This is a genomic window from Holophaga foetida DSM 6591 (assembly GCF_000242615.2).
Lineage (GTDB): Bacteria > Acidobacteriota > Holophagae > Holophagales > Holophagaceae > Holophaga > Holophaga foetida.
In genome coordinates this window covers 1,236,295-1,257,624 of sequence record NZ_KI912268.1, presented here as the reverse complement: position 1 = coordinate 1,257,624, position 21,330 = coordinate 1,236,295, and the positions used below count along the sequence as shown (strand labels likewise).

General features: G+C 62.0%; 19 protein-coding genes, 2 tRNA genes, 1 pseudogene and 2 riboswitches. Of the genes and pseudogenes, 6 read left to right on the top strand and 16 right to left on the bottom strand.

The window, feature by feature from the left end:
* Window positions 1–286: pseudogene (locus HOLFODRAFT_RS25755) on the top strand (transposase); the annotation flags it as partial.
* A gap of 349 nt (window positions 287–635) precedes the next feature.
* On the opposite strand, the gene HOLFODRAFT_RS0205360 reads toward HOLFODRAFT_RS25755, so the two are convergent.
* From HOLFODRAFT_RS0205360 to HOLFODRAFT_RS0205325, 8 genes are all read right to left on the bottom strand, one after another.
* Window positions 636–1,085 carry a hypothetical protein gene (locus HOLFODRAFT_RS0205360; RefSeq protein ID WP_005036855.1) on the bottom strand — a complete coding sequence of 150 codons (450 nt, stop codon included), beginning with the start codon at window positions 1,083–1,085 and terminating at the stop codon, window positions 636–638.
* Window positions 1,086–1,093: 8 nt separating this feature from the next.
* On the bottom strand, window positions 1,094–2,536 hold the full coding sequence (locus HOLFODRAFT_RS0205355; RefSeq protein ID WP_005036859.1) for an MlaD family protein: 1,443 nt from the start codon (window positions 2,534–2,536) through the stop codon (window positions 1,094–1,096).
* A gap of 13 nt (window positions 2,537–2,549) precedes the next feature.
* Complete coding sequence (locus HOLFODRAFT_RS0205350) at window positions 2,550–3,353, bottom strand: ABC transporter ATP-binding protein (protein ID WP_052572592.1); 804 nt, start codon at window positions 3,351–3,353, stop codon at window positions 2,550–2,552.
* A gap of 16 nt (window positions 3,354–3,369) precedes the next feature.
* Window positions 3,370–4,146 carry an MlaE family ABC transporter permease gene (locus tag HOLFODRAFT_RS0205345; protein ID WP_005036863.1) on the bottom strand — a complete coding sequence of 259 codons (777 nt, stop codon included), beginning with the start codon at window positions 4,144–4,146 and terminating at the stop codon, window positions 3,370–3,372.
* Between the two features lie 40 nt (window positions 4,147–4,186).
* Window positions 4,187–5,563 (bottom strand): bifunctional UDP-N-acetylglucosamine diphosphorylase/glucosamine-1-phosphate N-acetyltransferase GlmU, encoded by a 1,377-nt coding sequence (gene glmU, locus HOLFODRAFT_RS0205340; protein ID WP_005036865.1) that lies wholly within the window; start codon window positions 5,561–5,563, stop codon window positions 4,187–4,189.
* 61 nt (window positions 5,564–5,624) lie between these two features.
* On the bottom strand, window positions 5,625–6,887 hold the full coding sequence (locus HOLFODRAFT_RS19600) for a PdxA family dehydrogenase (RefSeq protein WP_005036867.1): 1,263 nt from the start codon (window positions 6,885–6,887) through the stop codon (window positions 5,625–5,627).
* Between the two features lie 2 nt (window positions 6,888–6,889).
* The gene (locus HOLFODRAFT_RS22700; protein ID WP_005036869.1) at window positions 6,890–7,360 is read right to left on the bottom strand and encodes an Hfq-like protein; all 471 of its coding nucleotides are present in this window, start codon (window positions 7,358–7,360) and stop codon (window positions 6,890–6,892) included.
* 70 nt (window positions 7,361–7,430) lie between these two features.
* Window positions 7,431–9,092, bottom strand: a complete 1,662-nt coding sequence (locus tag HOLFODRAFT_RS0205325; RefSeq protein WP_005036870.1) for a two-component system sensor histidine kinase NtrB — start codon at window positions 9,090–9,092, stop codon at window positions 7,431–7,433.
* A gap of 67 nt (window positions 9,093–9,159) precedes the next feature.
* On the opposite strand from HOLFODRAFT_RS0205325, the gene HOLFODRAFT_RS0205320 reads away from it, so the two are divergent.
* The 3 genes from HOLFODRAFT_RS0205320 (at window position 9,160) to HOLFODRAFT_RS0205310 (ending at window position 9,836) form a co-directional block, all read left to right on the top strand.
* Window positions 9,160–9,606, top strand: coding sequence for a Fur family transcriptional regulator (locus tag HOLFODRAFT_RS0205320; protein WP_005036872.1), 447 nt, complete (start codon window positions 9,160–9,162; stop codon window positions 9,604–9,606).
* 35 nt (window positions 9,607–9,641) lie between these two features.
* Window positions 9,642–9,716, top strand: a tRNA-Gly gene (locus tag HOLFODRAFT_RS0205315).
* Between the two features lie 45 nt (window positions 9,717–9,761).
* Window positions 9,762–9,836 (top strand) — tRNA-Cys (locus HOLFODRAFT_RS0205310).
* A 186-nt stretch (window positions 9,837–10,022) separates the two neighbouring features.
* Here the strand turns inward: HOLFODRAFT_RS0205310 and HOLFODRAFT_RS0205305 are convergent.
* Both HOLFODRAFT_RS0205305 and HOLFODRAFT_RS0205300 read right to left on the bottom strand, forming a co-directional pair.
* On the bottom strand, window positions 10,023–10,616 hold the full coding sequence (locus HOLFODRAFT_RS0205305; protein ID WP_005036874.1) for an anaerobic ribonucleoside-triphosphate reductase activating protein: 594 nt from the start codon (window positions 10,614–10,616) through the stop codon (window positions 10,023–10,025).
* On the bottom strand, window positions 10,609–12,750 hold the full coding sequence (locus HOLFODRAFT_RS0205300; RefSeq protein WP_005036877.1) for a ribonucleoside triphosphate reductase: 2,142 nt from the start codon (window positions 12,748–12,750) through the stop codon (window positions 10,609–10,611). Before HOLFODRAFT_RS0205300 ends, HOLFODRAFT_RS0205305 begins: the two co-directional genes overlap by 8 nt.
* 139 nt (window positions 12,751–12,889) lie before the next feature.
* Window positions 12,890–13,021, bottom strand: a riboswitch (cobalamin riboswitch).
* Window positions 13,022–13,115: 94 nt separating this feature from the next.
* Window positions 13,116–13,309, top strand: a riboswitch (cobalamin riboswitch).
* Between the two features lie 127 nt (window positions 13,310–13,436).
* On the opposite strand from HOLFODRAFT_RS0205300, the gene HOLFODRAFT_RS25750 reads away from it, so the two are divergent.
* Together HOLFODRAFT_RS25750 and HOLFODRAFT_RS24375 are read left to right on the top strand one after the other, a co-directional pair.
* A complete protein-coding gene (locus HOLFODRAFT_RS25750; protein ID WP_425280005.1) occupies window positions 13,437–14,231 on the top strand; it encodes a TetR/AcrR family transcriptional regulator in 795 nt (264 codons plus the stop codon).
* Complete coding sequence (locus HOLFODRAFT_RS24375; protein ID WP_244432651.1) at window positions 14,224–14,733, top strand: NAD(P)H-dependent oxidoreductase; 510 nt, start codon at window positions 14,224–14,226, stop codon at window positions 14,731–14,733. The genes HOLFODRAFT_RS25750 and HOLFODRAFT_RS24375 overlap by 8 nt, the downstream gene beginning before the upstream one ends.
* Window positions 14,734–14,819: 86 nt before the next feature.
* Here HOLFODRAFT_RS24375 and HOLFODRAFT_RS19585 read toward each other — a convergent pair whose 3' ends face one another.
* The 6 genes from HOLFODRAFT_RS19585 to HOLFODRAFT_RS0205270 all read right to left on the bottom strand — a co-directional run bounded on the left by HOLFODRAFT_RS19585 (window position 14,820) and on the right by HOLFODRAFT_RS0205270 (window position 21,303).
* Window positions 14,820–16,970: a TonB-dependent receptor gene (locus tag HOLFODRAFT_RS19585; RefSeq protein WP_052572478.1), complete on the bottom strand. Its 2,151-nt coding sequence runs from the start codon at window positions 16,968–16,970 to the stop codon at window positions 14,820–14,822.
* Window positions 16,971–17,100: 130 nt separating this feature from the next.
* Window positions 17,101–17,553, bottom strand: a complete 453-nt coding sequence (locus HOLFODRAFT_RS19580) for a helix-turn-helix domain-containing protein (RefSeq protein ID WP_005036883.1) — start codon at window positions 17,551–17,553, stop codon at window positions 17,101–17,103.
* A gap of 10 nt (window positions 17,554–17,563) precedes the next feature.
* Window positions 17,564–18,286, bottom strand: coding sequence for an ABC transporter permease (locus tag HOLFODRAFT_RS0205285; RefSeq protein ID WP_211237935.1), 723 nt, complete (start codon window positions 18,284–18,286; stop codon window positions 17,564–17,566).
* Window positions 18,252–19,160 carry an ABC transporter ATP-binding protein gene (locus HOLFODRAFT_RS19575; protein WP_005036889.1) on the bottom strand — a complete coding sequence of 303 codons (909 nt, stop codon included), beginning with the start codon at window positions 19,158–19,160 and terminating at the stop codon, window positions 18,252–18,254. The genes HOLFODRAFT_RS0205285 and HOLFODRAFT_RS19575 overlap by 35 nt, the downstream gene beginning before the upstream one ends.
* On the bottom strand, window positions 19,157–20,332 hold the full coding sequence (locus tag HOLFODRAFT_RS0205275; RefSeq protein WP_005036890.1) for an adenosylcobinamide amidohydrolase: 1,176 nt from the start codon (window positions 20,330–20,332) through the stop codon (window positions 19,157–19,159). Before HOLFODRAFT_RS0205275 ends, HOLFODRAFT_RS19575 begins: the two co-directional genes overlap by 4 nt.
* Entirely contained in the window at window positions 20,329–21,303 is a 975-nt protein-coding gene (locus HOLFODRAFT_RS0205270) for a magnesium chelatase ATPase subunit I (RefSeq protein ID WP_005036891.1), read from the bottom strand. Before HOLFODRAFT_RS0205270 ends, HOLFODRAFT_RS0205275 begins: the two co-directional genes overlap by 4 nt.
* Between the last annotated feature and the right edge of the window lie 27 nt (window positions 21,304–21,330).

Below are 21,330 nucleotides of genomic sequence, written 5' to 3'. Positions count from 1 at the left end.
GGGCCAGCAGACCGTCACCCTCACCCCATCGAGTTCCTGCGCCGCTTTGTCCAGCATGTCCTTCCGGATGGCTTCCATAAGATCCGGCACTTTTGGCCTCTACGCCTCGGCCCAGGGTGGAGGTCTGCTGGAACAGGCCAGGGCCCTGCTGCCTGCTCCGAAACCCAGAGCCGAGGCGTGTCCAGCCGAAGGCACGGGGCAACGCTGCCCTCATTGTGGTGGTCTGATCCTCTGGCGACCGCTGATGAGTGAAGCCTCCAGGGCACCCCCGGCGGTGATGCCATGACTGTCAGCCTCTCAGCTATCCATCACCTGCACCACGACCTCCACCACGGCGGGACGGCGAAGCCCTGCTATGACGCCAACTCGGTCCAAGCCCCTGCCGGGACTGTCGGGCTCAGCAGTCAGCAATCCCTGGGCGACAGGGGACCTGGCGTCCCCAAAAGTGGATCAGCAGGCGCGATTTCCCCATAGCCCTCGCCCAACTCCCCCGCCGCTCCGGGCTTGTTCAACACCGCATTTCATCGGTGGGGGCTCCGTCTACCTGAGGCAGCCTCGCCCACGCCCCACCGACGAAATGCTCACTGGTCGCTGGTAAGCCCTTGGTGAATCCTTGGTGCCTTCGCGCCTTGATATTAGCGCCTGGGCTTGATCTCCATGACGCGCCACTCCAGGAAGGAGAAGTGGCGCCAGGCGCTTGGCATATGGGACCCGAAGGAGGCGACCGCTGCGGCCGCGAGGTACCAGGGCAGGCGGGACTCAGGGAAAAGATTCCCGAGCCCCAGCATTACGAGCTTCAGGAGCACCCCGGCGCCTGCGCCCTCCACCAGGAACAGGCAGCTCTTCCAGAGGTCGATGGCGAGCAGTAGCACGCCACTGATGACGGTGGCGAGGATCCAGGGGTGGAGGGCTTCCGAGGAGCCCCCATAGGGAATGGCTCCCATCAGCATGCCCATGGCCACAATGTGGAGCGTCCGGAGGGCCACCTGGACTGGGCGCGGCACGGGCGGCTTGCGGGGGGGGCTCGGAAGACAGAGCCTGCGCAGCATGGAGCCTTGACCGTCCTGGAAGTCCCCGCCCGCCATGGATTGGCTTACTTTCCTGAACTTGCCAGGCCGATGATCTTCTTCAGATCGTTATCCTTCCAGCGGATGCCGCCGCCAATGAAGAAGGTGCGCAGGTCTTTGTTGGCCAGATCCTGGACGCCCATCTGTCCGTAGAGGCCGTTCCAGAACTCGTAGCTGGTGGTGATGCGGTAGCGGGGCTTGGGCTTGTCGTCCCGCTTGCTGAAGTCGTAGGCGATGGCGCCAAGGCGGAACGTGTCGTTCAGGGCCCGGAATTCGGCGCCGACGCCGCCCTTGCTCTCCATCAGGCCGCCGGAGATGACGAAGTTCTCACCGAGGCGCTTGTTGAAGAGGGCTGAAACCGTGAATGTCTGGTCCGTATTGACGTAGGTCTTCGTCTCTGTGCCGGAGGTGCTGGTGACGCTGCTGGATGATTCGCTCACCTTTCCATCCGGGGTGGAGCTGAGCGCAATGGAATACCAGTAGTCGTGTCGGGGGGCGATCTCCAGCCCGAGTCCCACCTTGCTGTCGCTGCGCTTGGTCCAGGAGGCGGCATTCATATCCAGCCGCATCTCCATCTTGTTGAAGCCGCCTAACATGTCATTGACGCTATCCACGGCGGCGTTGATCTTGTTGATGGTGGTTTCGTCCGTCAGGAGCTTGCCCACGGTGCCCTCGCCGCGGTTGAGCTTGTCGGTGATGGACTTCAGGTTCTCCGAAGTGGACTGGAAGTTGGCCGCCAGCTTGCGGACGTCCTGCAGGGTGCCTTTCAGTTCCGGGCGGTTCTCCGCCACCAGTCCATTCAGGTTGCGGCTCATCTCCTCGAACTGCTGGGCGATCCGGGGCAGGCGATCCCTGACCTCGGCAGTGATCGCCTCGGCGTTGGCCAGGGTGCGGTTGATGGTGCCGTGGTTCTCCTGGCTCATGGCCCGGAATTCGGCGGTGAGGACGCGGATGTTGTCGATGATCTCGTCGAGCTTCTCGCGTCCCTGCTCCCCGCCCATGGACTGGTTGAGGGCGTAGGTGACCCCCTTCACGTCCTGGCCGATCCCTGCGAGGGTTTCCATCAGGGTGTCCATGCTCACGCCGTTGCGGCTCTGGATGGGGCCAGGCCCCGAAAGGGTTCCAGCCTCGGGGTGGCCTGGGTCCAGTTCAATGTATTTCTCCCCCAGGATGCCAATGGAACTCAGCTGGGCTTTGGCATCGGAGTAGACGGCGAAATCCTTGGGCAGGGCCAGGAACACTTGGGCCTTGCCCTTGTCCAGGGCGATGCGCTCCACGGTGCCGACCTTGACACCCGCGACCCGCACGGCGCTCTGCGCGTTCAATCCCGCCACCTGGGTGAACTCCGCCAGGACCTGGCGGTCGGCGCTCTTGCCGAACACGTCCCATTTCTCCATGCGGAGGACCAGTACGCCCGCGACGGCGATGGTCCCAATGAAAAAGGCTCCGACTTTGGTCTCTAGGTTCATGGTTTATCCGGGGTCAGATGTTTATGTGCTGCTTGTGATGGGCGCGTGCCAGGGCCCGCTTGGGGGGCGGTGGATCCTGGAGGAATGGGCCGTCGGCGTCGCCCCGGAGGAACTGTTGCACTACGGGGTGGGGGTTCTTCCGGAAGTCATCGGGGCTTTCGCAGGCGATGCACTCACCCCGGAAGATGAGGGCGATGCGGTCCGCGATCTCGAAGGCGCTCTTGAGGTCGTGGGTGATAGTGATGCTGGTGACCCCCAGCTCGGCCTTGAGGTCCAGGATGATGCGCCCGATGACATCCGTCATCACGGGGTCCAGGCCGGTGGTGGGCTCGTCGAAGAGGAGGATCTTCGGCTTGAGGGCGATGGCCCGGGCAAAGCCGACCCGGCGTTTCATGCCACCTGAGAGCTCCGAGGTGCGCAGCTTGTTGGTGTCCTTGAGGCCCACCAGCCCGAGGCACTCGTCCACCCGTTCCGCGATCTGGGCCCGGGTCATGGTGGTGTGGCGGGTCAAGGCGAAGCCCACGTTCTCCTCCACGGACATGGAGTCAAAGAGGGCCGCCATCTGGAAGCACATGCCGATCTTCTGGCGGGTCTCGAAGAGTTCCTCCCGCTTGAGTTGGTGGATGATCCTGCCCTCCACGGCCACGTGGCCCTGGTCCGGGGTCAGGAGGCCCATGATGTTGCGCAGGAGCACGGTCTTGCCTGTGCCGGAGCCCCCCAGTACCACGAGGCTCTCACCCTCCTGCACCTGGAGGTTCACGTTGGACAGCACGACCTTGGGCCCGAAGGCCTTGGAGAGATTGACGACATCGATCACGGGTTCCAAGGGGGCCTCAGACGAGAAGGAGCTTGGTGATGAAGAAGTCCATGACCAGGATCCACAGGGAGCTGGTGACCACGCTGCTGGTGGGGGCGTTGCCCACGCCTTCAGCACCTCCCTGGGCTCGGTAGCCCCGCCAGCATCCCACCAGGGCGATGATGATCCCGAACGTGAGGCCCTTGATCATGGCAATGCGGAAGTCCCGGGCCGAAAGGAGCTGGTAGAAGCCCTCGGAGTATACGAAGGCGCTCTGCCCCTCGACACCCACCAGGATCATGCGGCCGCCCCAGAAACCCACGTAGATGCCCAGGGCTGTAAGGAGGGGGACCATGATGGCCCCGGCGATCAGCCTGGGCACGAAGAGATAGTGGATGGGGTCCGTGGCCAGGCATTCCAGGGCGTCGATCTGTTCTGTGACCTGCATGGTACCCAGCTCGGCGGCCATGGCGCTGCCCACCCGGCCCGCCATCATGAGACCCACGATGACCGGGGCCAGCTCCCGCACGATGGCGAGACCCTCGACCCCGCTGGCCATGCCTTCTGCCTGGAACTGCCTGAATCCGAAGGCCAGCTGGACTGCGAACACGGCACTCACCGCCAGGGAGGTGAGGACGATGACGGGGATGGAGTTGACCCCGATGGCGTTGAACTGGTGCAGAAGGCTCGCCCCGTCAAAGGGTTTCTTGAAGATGGCCCGGAAGGTGCGCCCGGAGAGGACCGCAAAGTCCCCCGCCTGGGCCAGGGCACCCATGACCTTTGCACCTATGTTCTCGAGTGTTTTCGTCAGCATGTTCGCCTAATAACCAATCCTTCAGCCTACCCGGTTCCGTCTACTTCCTGCCCAGGAAACGCTTGCCTAATCCATCCTTGGTCACCTGGGGAGCCCGGGAGAGGGCCAGGGCACCCTCCGGGACATTCTTGGTGAGGGTGCTGCCTGCGGCGATGAGCACGTTGTCCCCGATGGTGATGGGTGCCACCATCTGCACATCGCTCCCCACGAAGACATCCTTGCCGATGGTGGTGCGGTGCTTGTTCACGCCGTCATAGTTGCAGCTGATGAAGCCTGCTCCGATGTTGGTGCGTTCGCCGACCTCGGTGTCCCCGAGATAGCTCAGGTGGTTGGCCTTGGCGCCGACCCGCAGCGTAGCTTTCTTGGTTTCCACGAAGTTGCCGATGTGGACCCTTTCCTCAAGCACCGAACCTTCGCGCAGATGGGCGAAGGGACCGATCTGAGCCTTGTCCCCTACGATGGACTTCTGGATGACGCAGTAGGGGCGGATCAGGACTTCGGCACCCACCTCTGCGTCGCGGATCACGGTGCCCTGGCCCACACGGGTCCCCGGGCCCAGGACAACGTTCCCCTCCAGGCGGACGGATGGTTCCAGTAGGACATCCGGCGCCAGGACCGCCCGGGGGCCCACGAGGGTGGAGGCGGGTTCCAGGAAGGTCACGCCCTCCTCCATCCAGGCCTCGTTGATCCGCTTCCGGGCGATGGCCTGGAGTTCGGCCTGATCCAGGCGGCTGTTCATGCCCAGCAGCTCCGCCGGGTTGCAGGTCTCCACCGCGACCGGCGTGGCCTGGGCCACAGCCACCACGGCGTCCGTCAGGTAATACTCTCCCTGGGCATTGGTGTTGGAGAGCGCCCTGAGGGCGGGTTTGAGGTGCGCCCAGGGCAGGGCATAGGCCCCGCCATTCACCAGGCGGATGGTCCTCTCTGTCTCGTTGGCGTCCTTGTATTCCACCATGTTTGCCAGGGTGCCATTCTCGTGGGTCAATACGCGTCCGTAGCAGCCGGGCTGCTCCAGATCCATGGCCAACAGGGCCGCTGGACCGGTGGCCAGCTCCTGGAGCGTGGAAGCCTGTATCAGGGGGACGTCACCGCAGAGGATCAGCAGGCGATCCGCCTCAAGGCGGTCCAGTTCTGCCTCGGCGGCCCGCACCGCGTGCCCCGTCCCCAGGGGCTCACCCTGGTCAACGGTGCTCACAGGGCAGGGGAGGAGCCCCTCGGCCCGCCACTTCTCGATCTCCGCTTCCACCTGGGGCTTCCCGTGGTGTAGCACCAGCACGGCATGATCCACGGACCCGGGCAGGGCCCGCAGGACCCACAGCAGGGACGGATCCCCAAGGATCGGGTGCAGCACCTTCGGCAGTGAGGACTTCATCCGCTTGCCAAGGCCAGCTGCCAGGATCACCGCTACTGTGGACATGGGAACTCCTGTACGAAGGTCTTCCAGATTACCCGGTTTGGTCGATCGATCGAAGAAACCTTCAGATCTCCGCCGTCCAGTTCTGCCCCTTGGCGCGACCCGCCAGGCGGACCGCCAGGGCCGAAGCCTCCAGGAAGTCCGTGGGGTCCGCCACCCAGCGCCCTGCGATCTCGAAGGCGGTGCCATGGTCTGGAGAGGTCCGGATGAAGGGCAGGCCGAGGGTCAGGTTCACGGCCCGGTCGGGCTCCAGGACCTTGATGGGGATGAGCCCCTGGTCGTGGTAGAGGGCCACCACCAAGTCGAACTCGCCCCGGGCGGCCCGGAGGAAGAGGGTGTCCGAGGGGTAGGGGCCGAAGAAGCGTGGGGCGGGGAATTCGGTCTCGTGGGTATGGGGACCCCGGGCCACCACCTCCAGGCCGGGTTGGAGGCTCGGGATGGAGACTTCCGGCTCCTTGGTGGGGTAGAGGGACCAGCCCTTCGGTGCCGCCCCGGATGGGAAGGGGCTGGGGAGGTGCCCGAAAGGGTTTGTCCGCTGGCCGTCGAAGCTCACGAAGGTGGCTTCGGCCTGGATGATCGCTTCGTTCAGGATCTCTTCCTCATGGCCGAAGGCCCCCCGTTCCCCGGCGTGGGGGTTGAGGGCGCAGAGGGCCACTCGGGGCTCCATGCGCCCGCTGAGCTGGGCGAAGCGGTCGGCGGCGAAGGCCAGGGTCTCAGCCACCGATTCGGCGTTGAGGGTTTCCACCACGGAGCGGAGGCTCTGGTGGACGGTGTGGAGCACCACGCATAGGGTGGGGCTCACAAAGCCCATGCGGATCAGGGGGGAGCCCGTGAGTTCCTGAAGGAATTCCGTGTGGCCCGGGATGTTGTAGCCTGCGAGGTGGGCGGCGGATTTGGCCAGGGGCAGGGTCACCAGGGCATCGGTTTCTCCGGCCATGACCGTTTCGGCTCCTGTCCGCACGCCCTCCACGGCGCAACGACCCGAGATGGCGCAACCGACGCCGAGCTTCAGCTGGTCTGCCGTCACTTCCGGGGTGGGATCGATCCACCCGATCAGGAGGGGGTTTCTTTCCTGGCCGACCTGCAGTTCCAGGCGATGGCAGGAGAGCCCCGGGCTCAAAGGCATGTCGGGGGCGGGCTCGGTCCAATTCCAGCGGTAATCGGCGATGGGATCACCCTGGGCGGCCAGTAGCTCCAGCCCAGCCCGGGCACCGATGACCCAGACATCCCCCCAGTCCAGAAGGATGGGCAGGGACTTGAGCAGGAGCTCGGGGCCGATCCCGCAGGGATCTCCGAGGGTGATGGCGAGGCGGGGGCGTGCCCTCATGTTCAGTCGAACACGGAGGGGTCGACGTCGGGCACCTGGGCCGCTTCCTCCCGCTTGGTGCCGCGGGTGCGGCGGATCCTGGGCTCTTCATCCTGCTTGTACATGTACTTGATATTGTGCTTGGGCACCAGGAGGTTGGGCTCCTTGACCCGGTTGATCTTCAGGCAGTGCTTGTCGTACCACTCGATGATGCCTCGCAGCTTCTCGTCGTTCTGCAGGACGATCACCATGGGGGTCTTGGTCTGCATCTGCTTGAGGTAGTAGAAGCTCTCGGCGTTGGTCTGCTCCGGGGGAGCGATCTTCCGTCGGGCGCTGCTGGTGCCCTGGGGGGCACTGGCGGCATCGGGGTTGCGCCCACCGCTCTCCACCGTCGGAGGAGGCGTCTGGGCGGGGGGCTGGGCGGAGGATCTGGGGGACTTCCCGGCCTTTTCCTTGATCTCAGAGAGATTTGGGCGGATGAGTTTGCGGTTCATGGGGGCATCCTGGGCAGGGGCGATCATGGTTTAGGGCAATGTCCCATTGTCGGATGCCCTTGGCAAGGACTCAAGCCTCGCTTTGATCTTCTGCGGTGGCTAGGGGGACTCCCATGCGGAAGGTCGAGCCCTGTCCAGGGCTGCTTTCTACCTCGATGGACCACCCCATCTGCTGCACGAATTGGTAGACGAGGCTCAGGCCCAGGCCCGTCCCTTCTTCAAATCCCCCGGAAAAGGGCATGAAGAGGGTCTTGAGGCGTTCGTCGGTTATGCCGCACCCGTTGTCTCGTATCTCGATGGAAATCAATTCCTCTCGGAGCTTGAAGCGGACCTGGATGGCTGGTTTTTCATTCTCCTTCACGGCCTTTCTGGCATTGCTCAGGAGGTTGGTCAGGATTTGATGGACACAAAGGGGATCGCCACTGATCCAGCGTTCGGGAACCGTCTCCACCAGGAGGGGCAGCTCGGCGCAGCGGGGATCCATCTCCCAGCTCGCCCGCACATCCTCCAGGATAGAAGGCAGCCAGAGCGTCTGGATCTTCACGGGCCGGGGGCGGGTGAAGTCCAGGAAGTCCGAGACGATGGCGCCGACCCGCTCGGATTCCCGGCGGAGGATGTTCAATACGCGATCCGTCATGGGTTTGGGGTGTTCCCCCTTCTGGAGGATCTGGACACAGCCCTGGATCGAGGCCAGTGGGTTGCGCAGTTCGTGGGCGAGTTCGGAGGACAGTTCCCCCACCGCCGCCAGGCGCTCAGCCAGGCGGGTGCGCTCCTCCAATGCCTTGATGTCCGTGAGGTCCTGGAAGAGGATCAGGCGTCCCTTTTCGGCCCCCGCCCCGTCCCGGATGGGGGCGACGTTGCCCCCCAGGAGCCTCGCGGCCCCCCCTGCCGTGTGGATGGTCCGTTCGAATCGATGTTCCCGGACGGGGCGATCCTTGAACGTATGGTCCACGAACTCAAGACCTTCCACCCTTGCTCCAATGGTGATGGGACGGTGGAGGATGGTTTCGGCTGCCGGGTTGGCCGAGGTGATGTGTCCTTCCATGTCCGTGGTGATCAGCCCCGAGAACATGGAATCCACCACATGGCTATGCAGCGCGGCCAGTTCGTCTACCACGGCTTCGGATCGGCTCAGGGTCGAACGCAGGGTTTCGAGGTGCTTCCGGATCAGCACCACCACCAGGGTGGTGGCAAAGATCTGCAGCGTGGCGAAGCCCAGGATGAATGGGAGCATGGAGGCCTGGGCCCCGAGGTTCTTTCCGGAAGCTCCGAAGTCCGGCATGGCCCCCGAGCTGAAGAGCAGGACGCTGGCGATGTGGAAGATGGAAGACAGGACCCCCACTCCCACGATCTCTGCGATGCCCAGGTAGAAGGCCGATGCGAGGACCGGAAAGATGTAGATGGTCGCGAAGCGCTCCTGGTCCACTCCCTGGAAGGCGATGAGCACCGTCACGAGCAGGATATCCATCACCAGGTTGATGCGGATCATGGGCAGGGAAGGGGTGGCGAACAATTGTCCGGTGGCCCTCTGGGAGCGCAGGGCCTCAGCGACGCTCTCCAGGAAGAGGAGGGCCAGGAAGGCCAGGTAGACGATCTCCCCTGACTTCATTTCCGGTGGCAGGGCCAAATGGAGCACCAGCAGCCCGAAGGAGGCCGCGAAGCGGAAGGCCAGGGGGAGGAAGGGGGCACCCTGGGCGGGGGACTCCGACCGCAGATGGAACAGGTTGGACATGACTCAAGCATGCCTGAAAAGGGGGGATTTCCCTTCGTTTCCTTGATGGGGATGGCATGATCGGGGCATGCGAGCATCCGTCCACTGTCCCCATGAAAGCTGTCCGCCCTCCCTGCGGGAGGCCGGGCTGAAGCAGACCCCTCAGCGTCAGGCCATCCTCGCCGTCCTTCAGGCCGCAGAACGCCCCCTGACCGTGGAGGAGATCGCGGGCCAGATGGTGGGCAAACCCCCCGGCTTGCCCACCATCTACAGGAATCTCGAGCGTTTCATCGGGGAAGGGTGGGCAGAATGCATGGTCGGCGAGGATCAGGTCCAGCGCTTCGTTCGCTGCCACAGTTCACACCACCACCATCACATCCTGTGCGAGGGCTGTGGCCGCACCGCAGAGACCGATTGTCCTGGGCTGGACACCGCCTTCGAGAATCTGGCAAAAGCCTCGGGTTTCAAGGTGACTCGCCACAAACTGACCCTCTATGGCCTCTGTCCCGAGTGCCAGCGCGGATTTAGTGCTTGACACCTCCTGCCAGCGTGATAAGCTAAATGTCTATCGCGGGTGTAACTCAGTGGTAGAGTGCAACCTTGCCAAGGTTGAAGTCGTGGGTTCAAATCCCATCACCCGCTCCACTTAACACGAGCCGCTTCATGCGGCTCGTGTTATATTGACAAAACGGCGCCGTAGCCAAGTGGTAAGGCCGCAGACTGCAAATCTGCTATTCATCGGTTCGATTCCGATCGGCGCCTCCAAATCTTTGACAGATCGGGACTTATGGGTTTTGGTGGGGCCGGGTTTTTACAGGAAACCCTAGGAAAAAATATATTTTTCTGAACCCTCCCGCTTGGCTGTTTTCGGCCCTTGTCCCGTGCTTGTCGTGTGGTGCCCTTAATCCCCACCCTCGGGTGCTGAGGGGTACCCTGTGATGCCCCAACTACTCAAACTGGGGGGCGGAACGGTTGGCGGAAGGTGGGACTAGCGCCGACTTTGAGTAATTCCTGATCCAGCTTGTCCAGTGATGCCGGGGGTAGCCACTCCGGGTGCACTGTGGTGCGGATCTGGTGGGGCAGGCCGCTGGCCAGGAGCAGGTTCAGGGTTTCCCAGGCCGGGGCATCACTGCCGGGTTGGCCGGTGATGCGATCGTAGTCGGTTCGAGGGGCCTTGATGTCGAGGCCTACCCAATCCAGCAGCGGGAGGACTGTCCCGAATGTCTTGGGGTCGCATCCGGCGGTGTGGAGCCCTGTGAGGTAGCCCATGGCTCTGACTTGATGAAGGGCTTCTCTCAGGCCGGGCTGCACGGTGGGTTCGCCGCCGGAGAAGACCACGGCGTCAAGGAGCCCTTGGCGGATCTTCAGCCAAGTGAGGACCGAAGACCAGGTCGGACCCTCAGCTGGCCCTGTCTGGAGGTGGGTATTGTGGCAATAGGGGCAGCTCCAGGGGCAGCCCTGGCAGAATACGACCGCAGCCAGGGCCCCAGGATAATCCACCGTGCTGAAGGGAACCATGCCGCCCAGGGTGAGCGACTCAAGCATGGCAGAGTTCCGGTTCTTCGCTAAAGCAGACCCGCTCAGCGTATTCGCCCTTCTTCCCAGTATTGAAAGACGATTTCGGGCGGTGGTATCCCATGACTCGGGTCCAGATCTCGCAGGCCCGCTGGCGGCCCTCGGCGGCACATTTCGGGCAATGCTCCTGCTCCCCCGGGAGATATCCGTGGATGGGGCAGATTGAAAAGGTCGGCGTGATGGTCAAATAGGGCAAGGCGAAGCGGGAGAGAGCGTTTCGAACCAGTTTTCTGCATGCCTCTGCACTGGAGATCCGCTCGGCCGTGTAGAGGTGCAGCACCGTTCCGCCCGTGTACTTGCGCTGCAAAGGCTCCTGTCGCTCCAGGGCCTCAAAGGGATCCTCTGTGAAACCCACCGGGAGCTGGGAGCTGTTGGTGTAGTAGGGCTGTTCGGGGGTGCCAGCCTGGAGGATGCCCAGGAAGCGCTTCTGGTCCTCCCGGGCGAAGCGGTAGGTGGTGCCCTCGGCCGGGGTGGCCTCCAGATTGTAGAGGTGGCCGGTGCACTCCTGGAGCTCTGTCATCCGAATTCGCATGTGGTCCAGGAAACGCAAGGCGAAGTCCTGTCCCCAGGGGGTCGTGATGTCGTGGGCGTCTTCGGTGAAATTTCGGATCATCTCGTTGATGCCGTTGACACCCAGGGTGGAGAAGTGGTTGCGAAGGGTGCCCAGGTAGCGCTTGGTGTAGGGAAAGAGTCCTGCATCCATGAGGCGTTGGATCTCCTTGCGCTTGATCTCCAGGGTCTGGCTGGCGGTGTTCACCAGTTCGTCCAGGCGGAGGAATAGGGCTTCCTCGTCTCCGGCGTGGACATGCCCCAGGCGGGCGCAGTTGAGGGTCACGACCCCGATGGACCCTGTCTGTTCGGCGCTTCCGAAGAGGCCGTTGCCCCGCTTGAGGAGCTCCCGCAAGTCAAGCTGGAGACGGCAGCACATGGAGCGAACCATCTTGGGTTCTAGATCCGAGTTGAGGAAGTTCTGGAAGTAGGGGAGGCCATACTTGGCCGTCATCTCGAAGAGCCGTTCCGCGTTCTCCGATTCCCAGGGGAAGTCCTTCGTAATGTTGTAGGTGGGAATGGGAAAGGTAAAGACCCTGCCCTTGGCGTCCCCTGCCGTCATGACCTCGATGTAGGCCCGATTGATCATGTCCATTTCCACCTGCAGTTCTCCGTAGGTGAAGGGCATTTCCTCGCCGCCGATCAGGGGGTGCTCCTGGGCCAGATCATCCGGACAGGTCCAGTCGAAGGTCAAGTTGGTGAAGGGGGTCTGGGTGCCCCAACGGGAGGGGACGTTCAAGTTGTAGATGAGTTCCTGGATGGACTGAAGGACCTCCTCGTAGGAGAGGTGATCCTTGCGGAGGAAGGGGGCCATGTAGGTGTCGAAGGAACTGAATGCCTGGGCTCCGGCCCACTCATTCTGGAGGGTGCCCAGAAAGTTCACGATCTGCCCCACAGCGCTGGAGAGGTGCCTGGGGGGTGCAGCCTCCACCTTGTCCGGCACCCCGTTGAGGCCTTCCCGAAGAAGGGTCTTCAGGGACCAGCCAGCACAGTAGCCCGCCAGCATGTCCAGGTCGTGGATGTGGAGGTCCCCGTCGCGGTGGGCCTTTCCAGCCTCCTGGGGATAGACGTGACTGAGCCAGTAGTTGGCCACCACCTTGCCCGAGACGTTGAGGATCAGGCCACCCAGAGAGTAGCCCTGGTTGGCGTTGGCGTTCATGCGCCAGTCCATGCGGTCCAGGTATTCGTTGATGGAAGACTCCACGTCCACCACCGTCTGTTTGTCCCTGCGGAGACGCGCCCGCTGTTCGCGATAGACCGCGTAGGCCCGGGAAGTGCGGAAGTGGTTGGCCGAAATGAGGGCTTGTTCCACGACATCCTGGATGCCTTCCACTTCGGGGGGGGTGCTGCGGTAGCGGTGCCCTAGGACCTTGAGGACCTGGGCTACCAGCAAACGGGCTTCCTCCGCGCCGAACTCCCCGGTTGCCGCACCAGCCTTGGTGATGGCGGCTTCGATCTTGGCGGAATCGAAGGGGACGAGATGCCCTTCACGCTTCTTTGCATGACTCGGTGCTCGAAATCCTGTCCGGGTAGATGGCCGTGTGGATTCCTTCATTTCGCTCCCCTGTTCCGCCCCCCTCGGGGCTGGCTGGTGGTGGGTCCCAGGGGGTGGTGGGAAATCAAGAAAGTCCCGTGAAAAGGGATTCCTCGACCTTCCCGCCCTCCCGCGAGGCGCACAGGTCCGACGCGTGCGATCCCGCACGCGATCCTCGACAGGTGATCGGACTTGCGCCGGGGGCGCTTACCGTTGCGGGGCAGTCCCGGATTCGCACCGGGTTCCCTTTTTCAGCCAGCGCATGCTGGACACCGAAGATGGATCCAATATGTGGGGGCCGGTCATTCATGTCAACGCAAGATGTTGCGCTCGCGGTTGAGTGTGTCTTGCATTGACACGCCACGCCAGACTGAATAGCATCGTCCTGATTGATAGTCCGCCCAGGTGCCCGCAAGGGCCCAACAGGGAAGCCGGTGAAAGTCCGGCGCGGTCCCGCCACTGTGAACGGGAAGCGGATCCCCCATCGTCACTGACAGGAATGCCGGGAAGACGGGGAGCTGCGATGGAGGTTACCTCCGAGACCCTGAGCCAGGAGACCTGCCTGAGCGGTTAAGCCAACATAACTCCGCGAGGGCTCGGAGGGGCTGGGTGGGCAATGTGTCCATACCTGCTTCTGCCTGCTCCCCATCACAGGGGGTCAACGTCATGACTGAAAGCTAGACCTTTCCACGACACTGTTTGGCTTTGTGGCCTTCTTCCGCCCTGGGCGGAAGGTGGTGGTGTGGGTTTTTGTAAGGTGCTTTTTGAAACTCTCTAACAGTCAGAAGGTTGAACCTGTGCGGACTCCGAAAGGCTTTCCTGGAGGTAGACGGGCGTGGCGCCGGGACTTGACCCGTGAGCGAATCCTGGATGCCGCCTGCCAAGTTCTTATGGGACAGGGCTTTGATTCTCTCCGAGTCCCGGATGTGGCGGACCGTGCCGATGTGGGTTTAGGGACCGTGTACAACTACTTTGGGTCAAAGGAGGACCTCGGAGCCTCCATTCTTGCCGTCCAGGTCCACGACCTGAGTCGCCGAATCTTTGCGGTTACGGCCTACCGGTATAAGACCGAACCGAGCGAGTGTCTTCCGCTTGCCATCCAGATGCTTGTTCGTGATTTGCTGAATGACCCAGCTTGGCGAAGCTGGTTTTCGTCACCATCCCTTTTGGTGGAGGCATTGCGACAGGGCCTTCCCTTCTACGGTTTCAAGCGGCTCTGCAACACGGCGGGCATTCCCCTGGCCAACAAATGCGAAAAAAGCCATCTGTGTTGGCGGATGCTTCCCTGGATGGTTGTTGGCAGCCTCTGTGCTGGCCAGCATGAAACCATAGAACGAGAATCTGAGGGACCTCTTGTTGATTGCATTTTGCATATGCTGAGATTTGCTGCCTCAGATGGGCGGCATCAGGAGTGGGCGATGCACAGTCGTAATTGTCGTCGCGCTGGCTCAGACCCGTTTTGGGCTCATGAAATTAAAGGAGACGGTGATAGTGATGCTTAAAAATATACTCATACTTGAACCAAATGATACCAGCGATGAGCTTGCCAAACTTGTGGATGTATTTTCAGAAGGATCACGTTGTAATAGTAATCAAATAATATCTATAAAACCAACTCGATGTAGCGTAGCATCCTGTGGTAAAATGACGCATGGATACGATATGGAGTATGCCTGCAAGCAGATGGAAATGGCCGATATATTAGTTATAGCCTCTCCGGTATATCTACATTCTTTTGCTTCATTTGTACAGATGGTTATAGATCGCTATTACGCAGGCAATTCTCGCAAAAGTTTGAAAATATCAGGATGTGCTCTACTGTCATTTGGAAATGTTGATGGCTATGACATGTTTGAACCACTTGTGTTGACGTATAATAAATTTATCGAATACTTTGAATGGGAGAACCTTGGGGTGATTACTGCGGTCGATTGGGAGTCAACAGGCGAAGAGATCCCCTTGGTTTTGGCTCGTGCAAGAGAACTTGGCGCAAGTATTCGTTAACAGGTGAACTCACAACAAGGAATGCAGCCGTTTTGTCTTCTTGGAGATGGAACGGCTGCACCCTTTATCCTGGATTGGCACTGTGCCTAGAACTTCATGGTCATCTCGGCGAAATAGGCTCGCCCCGGGGCCAAAGAGGTGGAGACGTAGTAGCGCTTCCCGCTGAGGTTGGTGCCCGAAAGGGAGAAGGATGCCCAGGAGCTCGTTTGGTAGCGCAGAGTTGCATCCACAGTGAAGAATGGGTCGTAGGAGCCATATACTCCATTCACGATATCGCTGTTGTCATCCGAGCCGTAACGCTTGCTCATATAGCGCCCCGTGACGTTGATCCCGAAGGGCCCATGTCCGTAATCGCCTCCGAGGTTGACCATCCGCCTGGGCACGTAGGTGAACTCCTTGCCTTCAGAAGTCGGCTTGGCATCGTTCTCCACGATCTCTGAATCGGTGTAGGTGAAGTTGGCGAAGAAACGCAGCCCAGACTGGAAACGCTGCTCTGCTTCCAGCTCCAGGCCTCTGCTCTTGCCCTTGCCTGCGTTGACACGGTCGATGACCTTGATGCCATCGATGGTTTCTCCCGTAGTCGAATAGATCATGTCGGAGATTCGATTCTCGAAATACGTCGCCTTGATCTTCCCCCCCTTCCAGGTCCTCTGGTCGATGCTCAGATCCCAGGCCGTCACCTTCTCCGGCTTGAGGTCGGGGTTGCTGGCATAGAGGGTGGTGGAGGTCCCCATGGTGGTGGATACGTAGAGCTGGTAGAGCGTCGGGGAGCGGAAGGCCTGTCCTGCCGAAGCCCGAAGGGTCGTCGTGGTAGAGAGCTTGTAGACGAATGCCACCTTGGGGCTGAGAGATGCATCGCTGCGGTCCCCGTAGCTTTCAGAGAAGGCTCCGGTCCCATACTGGGTTGCGGACCCTGAGCGGGTCTTCCACCAGTCCGCCCTCACTCCCACAAACGCCGTGACCTTTTCGTGGAGGGCTATTTCATCGTCAAGGAAGATCGCAAGGGTCCGATCCTCCCCGGCGGCCACATAGGTGAGCGTCGTCTGGGTGTCCTCGCTCCTCCAGTTGGTCAGCTTGTGGTCCTGACGGTCGATGCTTCCTTTCCTGAATGCGCCACCGAAGGTGAGAACTTGGTGCTCAAAGAAGGGTATGGTCACCTGGATGTCTCCGTTCCATGAGTTGGACGGATAGCTGGTGAGGGTGCCCGCCCCCCCGGAGGAGGTGGCCCCAGTGCCCGGGGTGGTGTACCAGGTTGCCGACAGGTCGGTATACCCAAGACAGGCTTTGACCTTAGCGCTGCGGAGGGTGGTCTCGAACACCGCGCCATAGGTGTTCTTCTCATTCTCGGACAGGTTGCCCAGAAAGGTCTTTTGGGTCACCGAGGAGCCGTAGGACCAGACAGCGTTACCGGAGGCGTCCCGGAGGTAGGTGTTCGGTGATGGGTAATCGTACTCGCTGGTGGTTCTCGCGTAGGAGAGGCTCAGACTGGTCACGGAAGAGAATTCGTAGCGACCCTTGAGTCGCAGATTGTCATTGCTCCACGCATTGTCGCCCTTGTCTCCGATCAGGTAGTTCGTCACCCCCTTGGTGCTCTGGGTTGTGCTCCATCCAGTGATCCCGCTTGTTGGCTTGGAGGAGGTCACCACCTGGTTGGCTGCGTAGCCGTTGGTGGTTCGGTAGTCGTAGCTCGCCAGGAGGCTGAACCGGCCGATTCGGTCCCCGTAGGATGCGTAAACGGTCCGATAGTCTTTGGGGGCATTATCGGCCTCCCGGTCCCAGGCCGAGCCGTACCCTGTCTTGAGTGTGAATTCCCGCTTGGTGGGCATCCTTGTGATGATGCTGACGACGCCCCCCATGGCGTTGCCGCCATAGAGGCTGGAGAAGGGGCCCTTGACTACCTCGATGCGTTCCAGATCCTCGGAGGCCATGCCCGAGAAGTTGACGCCGTTCGAGTAGGGGTCATTCAAGGCCAAGCCATCGACGAGGACAAGGGTCCGTCCGCTATCGGGGATGCCCCTGAGGGCGATGCCGGCGATAGTGTCCATGGGTCCCTTGGAGCGGGATGTGATCACCCCGGCCGTGGTGTTGAGGGCCTCATCCACATCCTTGACTCCGCGTTTCTTCATTTCGGATGCCGTGACGATATTGACGCTACCCGGGGCGTCTCCGAGTTCTTTCTCTGTTCGTGTGGAGGTGACCACCACTTCCCGCATCACCTGCACGTCTGCCTTGTCCATGCCTTCCTCGGTGGCATTCCCGGCACACAGAATGGGCGACGCGGAGAGGGAGCTAAGGAGCAACAACCTGCCTGCCCCCGAAAAGGGGGGTAAGTATCGGGTGCTATGCATGATTACCTTTCTCTTGTGATCAGGAGTATTTCCTGATTGAGGTGGGGGTGGCTCTTTCTAGGGCCTGGATGGCGTTTTCTGTGGTGGGCGACTGCTGGGACTGAATGGCCTGTTGAGCCAGGTCTGTGACCACTGCCACCGCCAGATCAAGATCGAGCGAGGCACCCTTGGCGGCTGCGGCATGGGCCAGGGCGTGAACGGCCTTCCGCAGCGCCTGGATGGGGCGTATTCCGCTCTGGCCGGAATCCTCTTGCCTTGCCGAAGGCTCCATCCCGCTGTTCAGCCATTCAAGCGGAACACCGAGGATTGCGGAGATCTCGCATCGGGTGGAGGGCCACATCTCACCCTGGTCCCTCTCCCAGCGGGAGACCTGGGATTGTCCAACGCCTAGCTTGGCCCCCAGTTCCCCTTGGGTCCATCCATGCGATATGCGCACGCGCTTGATCCGTTTTCCGATCGATTCCTGTGGCATGCTCCTCCTCCTAGTCCTTGGCTCTTCTCACCACGGCCATGGCTGCACCCAGGAACACCAGCCCTATGGCGGCCAGGTAGAGGGCCTGGAGCCAGGGTAGAGGCTGATGGTGAGCCGCGGCGCGCACCAGATTGGCTGCTGGGGAAAGCGGCAGGCACTGAATGACGCCCCTGAGCCAATCCGGGTAGGCCCCCAACGGGAAGAATGTTCCGCAGAGGAAAGCCATGGGGGTGATGATGAAGCTGGAGATCATTCCCTGGTCAGCATGGGTCTTGGCCAGCATGGCAGTGCTGATGGCCAGGGCGGAGAAGACGAGAGCTGTCAGCACTACGGCAAAGAGCAGACTCGGGGTGAATGCGAAGTTCACCCGAAAAATGAGCCCCAGGAGGACAACTACGCAGGCCGCGAGAATCCCGCGCACCGCGCCGCTCATGGTTTCGCCCACCACATAGACCCAGTCCGAGATGGGGGCCGTGCGGATCTCGTCGAAGGTTTTCCAATAGAAGCGGCTGATGTTGATCTCGGTGCTGATGCCGAAACTGTGGGTCATGGCGCTCATGGCCACAAGGCCCGGCAGGAGAAAAGCCGCGTAGTCGACTTCGGCACCGACCATGCGTCCCCGGCCAGCCCAGCCGAAGGCCACGAAGTAGAGGAGGGGCGAGACCACCCACGATGCGAGGTACTTCCAGAATTTGCGCTTAAGAATGATGTTTTCGCGCAGCAGTATGGCCATGACGGCTTGCATTGGCAGCGGCTCCTTCCTGTTCCTTGGGGTTGACGTGGCGGCCTGTGATCTTGAGGAAGACATCCTCAAGGTTGGCGGCCCTGACGGTGGCGGGTTCTTCGAGAGAGGCGACAAAGTGGGCGGCCTCCTCCCGGGATTCGAAAAAGCGGGTGAGGGTCCCGGATGGTCCAGGATGATCCACGGCTACACGCCCAGCTTCAGCGATGAGGGCCTCGGGACTTCCGTCCCCGATCACCTTGCCGTGGTCGACGATGACAACCCGGTCCGAGAGGGCCTGGGCCTCCTCCATGTAATGGGTCGTGAGCACCAAGGTCCGACCCGCATCCCGCAGATTGCGCACCAGGTCCCACACATTGCGGCGGGCGTGGGCGTCCAGGCCCACGCTGGGCTCGTCCAGGAGAATGACTTCCGGCTCGTGGAGCATGGCCCGGGCGATGGAGAGGCGGCGCTTCATGCCGCCAGAGAAGTTGGGGACCAAACGCTTGGCCTCTTTTTCCAGCCCTGCGAAGGTCAGCATCTCGTGGACCCGCTGGTCCAAGTGGCCCCCCTTCATACCGTGGAGGCGCCCGTGGACCACCAGGGCCTCCTCGGCCGTCAATTCCGGATCGAAGTTGAGGGTCTGATGGACCACTCCGATGGAGCGCTTGACCCCCATGGCGTCCCGTTCCACATCGCATCCCGCCACGGATGCCTTGCCCGCCGTGGGCCGGGTAAGGGTGGACATCATGCGCACCAGCGTGGTCTTGCCTGCCCCGTTGGGGCCAAGGAGCCCGTGGATCTTGCCTTTCTCCAGGTGCAGGCTCAGGTGGTCCACGGCGGTGATGGCACCGAACCGTTTGACCAGATTGTCCAGGACGATCATAGACAGGCTCCTTCCTCAGTGAGGGATGTGTGGAGGTGCTTCCACTTGGACTCGAAACCACGGGGCATGGCCCAGGCGGCAATGCCCGTGGGGTCGAAGGCTTCGAGTTGGGTTGATGCTGCCATTCGGCACTCTTCGAAGAGGCTGTAGTTCCCTGAAACGGCGCAGGCCATCTGGGCCGCCAGAGATGCCCCCAGCTCCCTGGCGCAGCTCATCGGCAGGATGCCGGTCCTGAGCTGGTCAGCCACCTCTGCCAAGGCAGCGGCGGCCCCCACGATCAGGGGGTCAGCATCGAGGACATGGATATTCCGACGGAAGAGTTCGGCTTCATATTCTGAGAGATGCCTCCGGGCACCATCCTCCAGCCCTTCGTGCGTCAGGCCGAAGCGTTTAAGCTGCTGGAGGACGGAACGCTGGCTGTCCGGGGTCAGGCCGTTCTGGAGGGCCAGGGCATCCTTGATGGCTTCCCGGACCGCCTCGCCAATCATCTGTCCCAGGATGCTGTGTTTGCCTGCGCTGGTGAGAGGTATGCCCGTGCCCAGGCGACAGCAACTGGCGATCTGATCAGTGCCTGTGCCCGTGGCCCGGCCCAGGGAGTACTTCGAGCCCACTACCAGGTCCTGCAGGGCGGCGCTCTTGGCTTCGGTAGCGGTCATGAGCGACCGCACCAAGGCCCCTGGCGTCAACTCGCGGTTGATGAAGAGGAGGGTATTGATGGTGCCGTGGGAGGGGACCATCACAGGGCTGACCCGCTCGAAGCGCCCCTCCCACTCGTAGGTCCCTGCTGGGTCACCGGCGCGACCCGCATTGCCTTCAACCCCAGCGGTGCAGGCCGCCACCACGATCAGATCCCGGAAACGCCGCTCCTGGAGCCCCAGGCAGTTCATGTTGGCGGCAGTGCCCAGAGATGCACTGGCCTCAAAGGGGAGCCCTGCACGCTCGCAGACCTGTCGCTGGCTCTCCCGGTAGTCCTTGGATACTTTGTGTCCAACTCGTTCGCAGTGGAAGGCGGGTTCGCAGCTCTGGTGGTTGTAGACCACCTGGAGATCCTCCCGCATCCCCCCGGCTATCTGGCAGGTGGAGACCACCCGATGGGGTGCCAGGAAACGCCCGTAGACGATCCGGTCCTCCCTGTGGAGTTCCAGGCCCTCGTAGAAGGTTCCCAGGATCATCGTCCCACCCCCGTCAGAGCCGGGAGCTTGACCTCCCGGGCAATGTCCTGGAGCGGTTGGCGCCGCATGCGATGGGGCAGCACGAAGCTAGCAGCCTCCTGCACGTCCCCCGCCGTGACCTGGTCTCGGCCGTGCCAGGCCGCCAAGGCCTTGGCGGCCCGCAGCATCATGAGATCGCCACGGTGGCCGTCCACGCCAAGTTCGAGGCTGGTGTGGGCGATATCAAAGAGGAGTCGGCGTTCGGTCTCGACGGTGGGGAAGAGGCGTATGGCCTCGCGGATGCGCTGGGCAATGTCCCGGGCGGCCTCCCCCCACTTGGCGGCAAAGGCCTCAGGGGAGGCCTCGAAAGCGGCCCGACGTTCCATGATCTCCACCCGCTCATGGGGGTCCTTGGAACCCTCTACGGTGACGCAAAGGCCGAATCGGTCCAGGAGCTGGGGGCGAAGTTCCCCCTCCTCGGGATTCATGGTGCCCACCAGGGAGAATCGGGCGGGGTGGGCCAAGCTGACCCCCTCCCGCTCCACGGTGTTCACGCCCATGGCAGCGCTGTCCAGGAGGAGGTCCACCACGTGGTCGTCCAGGAGGTTGACCTCGTCCACATAGAGGATGCCCCGGTGGGCGGCAGCGAGCAGGCCCGGTTCGAAAGCCCGGATCCCCTCCCGCAGGGCCCGTTCCAGGTCCATGGTGCCTGCGACACGGTCCTCCGTGGCTCCCACGGGGAGCTCCACGACGGGGACGTGCCCTCGGTGGTATTCAAAGGCTTTTCGGCAGCCTTCCCGGGGACAGGTCTCACAGAGGCTGCCCCGCTCAGAAGGAGCCAGGCGGAAGGGACATCCCGTGACCAGTTCCTGCTCTGGGAGGATCTCCGCCAGTGCACGCACGGCGGTGGACTTGGCAGTGCCCTTTTCTCCTCGGATGAGAATGCCCGAGAGCGTGGGGGAGATGACGGCCAGGATGAGGCCCAGCTTCATGGGCTCCTGGCCGACGATGGCCGCGAA